This is a genomic window from Neobacillus jeddahensis (assembly GCF_000612625.1).
In the GTDB taxonomy this organism is placed as follows: Bacteria; Bacillota; Bacilli; order Bacillales; family Cytobacillaceae; genus Neobacillus; species Neobacillus jeddahensis.
Map to the genome: position 1 here is coordinate 1 of NZ_CCAS010000106.1, position 6,547 is coordinate 6,547.

Below are 6,547 nucleotides of genomic sequence, written 5' to 3' on the forward strand. Positions count from 1 at the left end.
AGAGAAAAATGAATATTAAGAAATTTGGCTATGTAAGAGTGAGCAGTAAGGACCAGAACGAAGGAAGGCAAATAGCTTCTATGAGAGAGCAGGGAATCGAAGAAAGGGACATTTTCCTTGATAAGCAGAGTGGTAAAGATTTCAACAGGGAAAAGTACCAAGCCTTAAAGCAATGTTTACGTGAGGGAGATATTCTTTACATTCACTCCCTTGACCGTTTCGGAAGGAACAAGGATGAAATCCTGAATGAATGGCAGGAAATCACTAAGCAAATTAAAGCTGATATTGTCGTGTTGGATATGCCGCTACTGGATACAACGAAATATAAGGACAGCATGGGAACTTTTATCTCTGACCTAGTATTGCAGATTCTTTCATGGATGGCCCAGGAAGAACGGGAACGCATTCGTAAAAGGCAGCGAGAAGGTATTGATGTTGCTTTAAAGAAAGGGACTCAATTTGGCCGTCCTAAAACTGTTCCGACAAATGAGTTTTATCAAGCTTATTATAAATGGAAATCGGGGGTAATGACTGCAACCACTGCAATTAAATTAGCAGGAATGAAGCGCACCACCTTCTACAAATTGGTAAAGGATATTGAAGGGCAGGGGGAAGAAGCATGAGAACATTAGGGGAGATAAATCAAGTTTATGAAGAGATTCTCCATTCAAGTGTAAATGAGCCCTACAAAAGCACAAGGTTAGCTGCTCTTATGACGGAGATGGAACTGACTTTTAATATCCCTAGTTTAAGAAATCCAAGCTGGGAGGGCAAGAATAGACCAGTTATTGCTCTATATAGAAAAATTAGTATGAGTCGGACTATTTAAGTAATAATTCGGCTTTCTGGTCGTGTTACACATAAGATTGGAAAAATAGTTTGCCCTATAGCTTATAATGCTTTATTACCAATGGTTATAGGGCTTTTGTTAGTAAAAATCACTTTATTATTTAATCGTTTAATTCTGGGGCAAAGGGTGGGGGGATGCTACCAATAAGAAAAGTCCTTCCATTGAAATTTATTTCTATATGGCTCTTGATATTATGCTGAACAAATGGTTACTCTTCCTTTAGTTAATAATAGGGAGGCGGAACCATGGCTACTTTACATGGCTTGTCAAATACAAGATTGCACAGTTTATGGAGAAAGATGAAGGATAGATGCAACAACCAAAGGGCATCAAATTACTGTAATTATGGCGGACGTGGTATAACCATTTGTAATTCTTGGAATGAGGATTTCATGAGCTTTTATCAATGGGCGATAGCTAACGATTATAATGATAGATTAAGTATTGAGCGTGTCTCTGTAAACGGAAACTACGAGCCATCAAACTGCAAATGGATTAAACCACGTGAACAAAGCAGAAACAAACGTGATACCCAATATACAGAAATAAACGGAGTTACAAAGACTTTGATAGAATGGGCTGAAATATACGACATTCCATACAAAACCATTATGACTAGATGGTATAGGGGATGGCGGGGGATTGCGCTTGTTCAGCCGTCAAAAAAGCCAAGAAAGGTATCCTAAGATTCTGTTAAGACTAACTGTTTACAAATTATGGATGACTTAATTAGCCTAAAAATTTGATATAATATCTAACCCTAGCTATACGTATTTAGTCAAGTATTTGCTTCTTTTCGGAGCCCACTGCCTCTTTTAGAGGTATTTTTTTTTGAATGAAATGAAAGGAGGTGAAAAAGATGATTCTTCAGCACAAAAGCACAGTAAAAGCAGCAATTAGGAAAGATGGACATTGGATTGGATTTCTTTCTGCAAACCTGGCTCATCCAGCGCAAGTAACTAGTCAATGGTATTTAGGAATGAAGGTGACTTTTACTAGCTTAGAAGAACTTGAAAGAGCTGTTGCAGAATTTGCTTACTATAACTGCAATAGCGAACTTGGAAAGTGGGTTTCATTCTATAAAAAGTCCTAAGTCGTTAAAATTTTCTTATTAAAGGAGTGGCTCTATTATGTTGGATGAACAAGGAAATGTGGTTAGGTTAAAAACTAAAAGTGACAGTACAAATATAGTTCCAATTCTTGCAATCTCTTTAGATGAAGCAAAAGAAAGGATTGAGTCATTAAAACAATTTATCAAAGAATTAATGTCAGAAGGGGTCGATTATGGAAGGATTGAAGGATTCGATAAACCAACGTTGCTAAAGCCAGGAGCTGAAAAATTATGCGATATATTTGGTTTTTCTAAACGTGTGAGCATTCTTCACCGAATTGAAAATTGGGAAAAGGGGCTATTTGCATTCGAAGTAAAGGTTACTCTTGTAAACAAACTAACTAGATTGAAGGAAGCAGAAGGAATAGGAGCCTGTAACAATATGGAAAAGTCCTTTGTTGGTCAAGACCCATTCAGCTTGGTTAATACAATATTAAAAATGGCTAAGAAAAGAGCATTAATTGATGCTGTTCTTTCTGGAACCAGAGCGAGCGGGATATTCACGCAGGATATTGAGGATTTAAAAAAGCCAGTTAATATGAATGGAGGCGATGGACTAGCAACAGCCAGACAGCTGCAAAAGATATTTAGCACGGTAGCGGAAATTAATATGCGTCCAGAAACAGCGAAGGAAATGATTAAGATGTTGTACCAGGTAGACCATAGCACCAAGCTAACAAAACAACAAGCATCATCCTTCATTCAAGACCTTTTATTATGGAAGCAGTAATTATTATTAGGAGGTGTGTTGTTTATGAATAAAAATAAAATATTCATCCAATAAAGCTCTTTCGAGTGCATCTAGCATTCAAGGAGCTTTTTGTTTGCACAAAAAAGATGAGCTCGTGGAACGAACTCATCAAAATATCCTATTAAAAATATCATACAGAAAAAACTATAAACAATCAATCGGAGGGACATGCGTCTCTCCTTTTTTTATTTCAATTAAATGGAGGAATATATAGAATGATAAACCAATTAGATAAATTTACTTTTAAACTTTTATTAGCAACTACTATTCATGAAAAGGAAGATGGCTACATCGTTAGTGAAATTTTCAGCCGCTTCCCGTCCATCCAAGAGGTACTGGACGTTACTGAAGAAGAATTGCTAGTAATTAAAGGTATCGGCAAAGTAAAAGCACAACAGATTATTGCTGCCCTAAAACTAGCAAGGTTAAATCCTAGCACAACCGAACAACGTTTTGCTATTAGAAGCCCAGAGGATGCCTATAATTACTTGAAGGACATGCAGTATCTAAAAAGGGAAGAATTTGTCTGCTTGGGCCTTAACACCAAAAATGAGGTTTTATTCAGGGAGACCATCTTCACAGGCTCTCTTAACGCATCAATCGTGCATCCTCGTGAAACCTTTTTGGCATTAATTAAAAGAAGCTGCGCAAGCGCTATAGTTGCCCATAACCACCCTTCGGGACAGCCTGACCCAAGTAGGGAAGATATTGAAGTGACAAAACGACTAGCAGAAGTTGGAAAGGTTGTTGGCATAGAAATCCTTGACCATGTAATAATTGGCCATGAAAGGTTCGTAAGCTTAAAGGAAAAGGGATACCTATAAAATAAAGCATAACAGGAGTCAATCAAACATTGAGTGACTCCTGTTTATTTGATTCATCCAAACGTTTTGATATGCATAGGTGGAGTCAAAAAATTATTAATATTAAGCCCTATATAAGAACCCATAATTTGTAATCATCTAGTATTAAAGTCTTTATTTTGCTAAGATAAATAATAGAAAAGGAATAGAAAAGAAGGGACTACATATTTGGATTTATATAGACACGTTTTGCCCAACACAAATACAAAAGTTAGGGGAGAATTCTAAATTATGAAAACTTTGAAGAAAGCTCTGGTGATTAGAGAAAGCGTTACTGATGAAACCAAAAGAGATGATACATTAGACCTTGCAAGTTTAATTGATAATACTGTTGATGCAAAAAGATTCTTTGAAGAAACCTTCATTACGAATGGAATGGAGTTATTATTTGATACTGCATTCAAAAGATTCAAAGGGAAAGCTGATAACGGTATAATCAAGTTAACTCAAGCTATGGGTGGTGGTAAAACGCATAATATGGTTGCTCTTGGTGTTTTGGCTACTAACCCTGATATTAGAAAAAATCTATTAAATGGGAAATATAATGATTATCAAGAGAAAGTAAAGGTTGTTGCTTATACAGGAAGGGAAAGTGACCTTAAGTTTGGTATATGGGGAGAAATAGCTAAACAGCTAGGTAAAGAGGATTTGTTTACCCCTTATTATTCTCCCCTTGATGCTCCTGGTCAGTCAGCATGGATAAACTTACTTAAAAGTGATACACCTACATTGATTATGCTTGATGAGCTTCCTCCATATCTTGAATATTGTAAAACAAAGCAATATGGTAGTGGGACTCTCTTAGATATTACGACAACAGCACTTTCTAATCTATTTAACGCACTGAACAAGGAAGAATTACATAATGTTTGCCTAGTCGTGTCTGACCTCCGTGCAACGTATGAGCAAGGTTCACAAGTGATTCAAGGAATCTTTGACAACCTTGAAAATGAAATGAACCGTTCTTCTACAAATATAGAGCCAGTAAGCTCCAATACCGATGACCTTTATAATATTTTAAGGACAAGATTGTTTAAAAATACTGTAGCTGATAATGATATTGATGATATTGCTATGGCATATCAAGCATCTGTTAAAGAAGCAAAAGAAATGAACTATACGGATGAGAATCCATCTGATATTGCAAAAGGTATACGTTCTTCATACCCCTTCCATCCTTCAATTCGTGACCTGTTTGCAAGATTTAAAGAGAACCCAGGGTTTCAACAAACTCGTGGTTTTATTAGACTTACAAGAACCATGGTGAAGAATTTATTTGAAGTTGGAGGATTAGCCGATACAAGATACTTGATTAATCCTTATGATATCGACCTTAATGATAGTGAAATGGTTACAATGATTAAGAATATTAAGCCAGAACTAACAAATGCAATTGCTCATGATATTGCTTCAAATGGTAAGGCTGTGGCAGAAAAACTAGATGAGATTACATCCTCAACTGATATGCAAGATGCCACGAAACTCATTTTAATGTCTTCGTTGTCAAAGGTAACTGGTTCTGTTGTTGGATTGACGATGAATGAAGTAATTGCTTATATTGCTTCTCCAGGAAGAGATATAACAATTATTCAAAAGGGATTTGATGATTTAAAGACAAAAGCATGGTATTTATACTTTGATAGAGACAATAGAATTTTCTTCAGAAAAGTACAAAATGTTAATGCTCAGCTTAATGATGAAATTCGTGGTTTTACCTATGAACAAGCGAAACTTCATATTAGAGATTTACTTGAGAACCAGTTTAAACCATCACAAAGAGATTGTTATCAAGAGGTTTTAGTATTTCCTTCAATAGAAGAAATTGATTTATCTAAGAATAAAGTCACACTGATTCTAACTGAACCAGGAAGTGAAGCTGGGCTTAAGCATGAGATTAAGCAATTCTATGATGATGCCGTACTAAAAAATAGAGTGATGTTTCTTACAGGACAAAGAGTTGCAATGGATAATTTGATTGAAATTACGAAGTCTTATAAAGCAATAGAGAATATTATTTATCGTATGGAACATGAAGATAAAGTTGATGCAAGAGATGCAGAGCTGGTACAAGCAAAGGATTTATTTGATAAAATTAGTGCAAAATTATATTCAAATATAAGAGAAGCTTTTGTTACGTTATACTTCCCTAAAAAGAATGGCTTAATTAAGAAAGATTTTAAAATGGAGTTTGCTGGTAATAACTTCAATGCGGAAAAGCAAATAAAAGATGTTCTCGAAGAAGAGATGAAGTTTACCACCGAAATCGAGCCTTCTAAATTAAAAACAAAATTTGAGGCGCGAATTTTTACAACTCAAAGAATGACGTGGAACCATATTCTTGAAAGAGTTGCAACGGAAGTTTCTTGGCAGTGGCATAAACCAGAGGCTTTGAATGAACTTAAAACTGATTGCATTAGAAGAGGCCTATGGATTGAAGAAGGAGGTTATATCGATAAAGAACCACCAGCACCAGAAACATCTGTGAGTGTCATCGAAACACACAGAGATAAAGAAACTGGAGAAGTTACTTTAAAGATTTTACCTACAAACGGTGATATTGTTTACTATGAAATTGATATGAAAGCTACAGAAAGCTCATTGAAAATAGCGGATTTAAGCAATTTTAAAACAAGTGAGCTTAAATTGACATTCTTGTGTGTTGATTCAAAAGGAATTAACGAAACTGGTTCTGTATATGAATGGACAAACAAAGTATCAATTCAATACAAACCCTATGATGCTGATGGAAGCCAATTTATGGAACTAAGAGCCAGCTCACCAAATGTCGAAATAAGATATACTACAGACGGTACAAACCCTAAAAACAGTGGTGGGAAGTATGTAGAGCCCTTTGCTATACCAGCAGGTGCAAAGTATATTCAAGCAGTCGCAGTAAATGAAGAAAAAGGAATATATTCAGAAATTCTTCAATTTGAAATCAAAGATGAAAAGTTCGTTGTAGATAAAGAAAA

7 protein-coding genes are annotated in these 6,547 nt (G+C 35.6%); all 7 read left to right on the forward strand.

Going from position 1 to position 6,547, the window contains the following annotated elements; translation table 11 throughout:
- Window positions 1–8: 8 nt before the first annotated feature.
- Window positions 9–623, forward strand: a complete 615-nt coding sequence (locus tag TY15_RS22505; protein ID WP_040209695.1) for a recombinase family protein — start codon at window positions 9–11, stop codon at window positions 621–623.
- The gene (locus TY15_RS22510; RefSeq protein WP_040209694.1) at window positions 620–829 is read left to right on the forward strand and encodes a hypothetical protein; all 210 of its coding nucleotides are present in this window, start codon (window positions 620–622) and stop codon (window positions 827–829) included. Before TY15_RS22505 ends, TY15_RS22510 begins: the two co-directional genes overlap by 4 nt.
- Before the next feature lie 266 nt (window positions 830–1,095).
- The gene (locus tag TY15_RS22515) at window positions 1,096–1,536 is read left to right on the forward strand and encodes a hypothetical protein (protein ID WP_052353873.1); all 441 of its coding nucleotides are present in this window, start codon (window positions 1,096–1,098) and stop codon (window positions 1,534–1,536) included.
- Window positions 1,537–1,709: 173 nt separating this feature from the next.
- Window positions 1,710–1,943 carry a hypothetical protein gene (locus TY15_RS22520; protein ID WP_040209693.1) on the forward strand — a complete coding sequence of 78 codons (234 nt, stop codon included), beginning with the start codon at window positions 1,710–1,712 and terminating at the stop codon, window positions 1,941–1,943.
- Window positions 1,944–1,980: 37 nt separating this feature from the next.
- Window positions 1,981–2,691: a hypothetical protein gene (locus TY15_RS22525; protein ID WP_052353874.1), complete on the forward strand. Its 711-nt coding sequence runs from the start codon at window positions 1,981–1,983 to the stop codon at window positions 2,689–2,691.
- Window positions 2,692–2,927: 236 nt separating this feature from the next.
- Window positions 2,928–3,536, forward strand: a complete 609-nt coding sequence (gene radC / locus TY15_RS22530; RefSeq protein ID WP_042375644.1) for a RadC family protein — start codon at window positions 2,928–2,930, stop codon at window positions 3,534–3,536.
- A gap of 270 nt (window positions 3,537–3,806) precedes the next feature.
- The coding region (locus TY15_RS22535; protein ID WP_042375649.1) for a DUF499 domain-containing protein at window positions 3,807–6,547 on the forward strand (2,741 nt) is incomplete at its 3' end.

Bases quoted from the DNA above. Each gene is read 5' to 3' on its own strand.
- TY15_RS22525 (WP_052353874.1), top strand. From the start codon at position 1,981: ATGTTGGATGAACAAGGAAATGTGGTTAGGTTAAAAACTAAAAGTGAC.
- TY15_RS22520 (WP_040209693.1), top strand. From the start codon at position 1,710: ATGATTCTTCAGCACAAAAGCACAGTAAAAGCAGCAATTAGGAAAGAT.
- TY15_RS22505 (WP_040209695.1), top strand. From the start codon at position 9: ATGAATATTAAGAAATTTGGCTATGTAAGAGTGAGCAGTAAGGACCAG.
- TY15_RS22515 (WP_052353873.1), top strand. From the start codon at position 1,096: ATGGCTACTTTACATGGCTTGTCAAATACAAGATTGCACAGTTTATGG.
- TY15_RS22510 (WP_040209694.1), top strand. From the start codon at position 620: ATGAGAACATTAGGGGAGATAAATCAAGTTTATGAAGAGATTCTCCAT.
- radC (WP_042375644.1), top strand. From the start codon at position 2,928: ATGATAAACCAATTAGATAAATTTACTTTTAAACTTTTATTAGCAACT.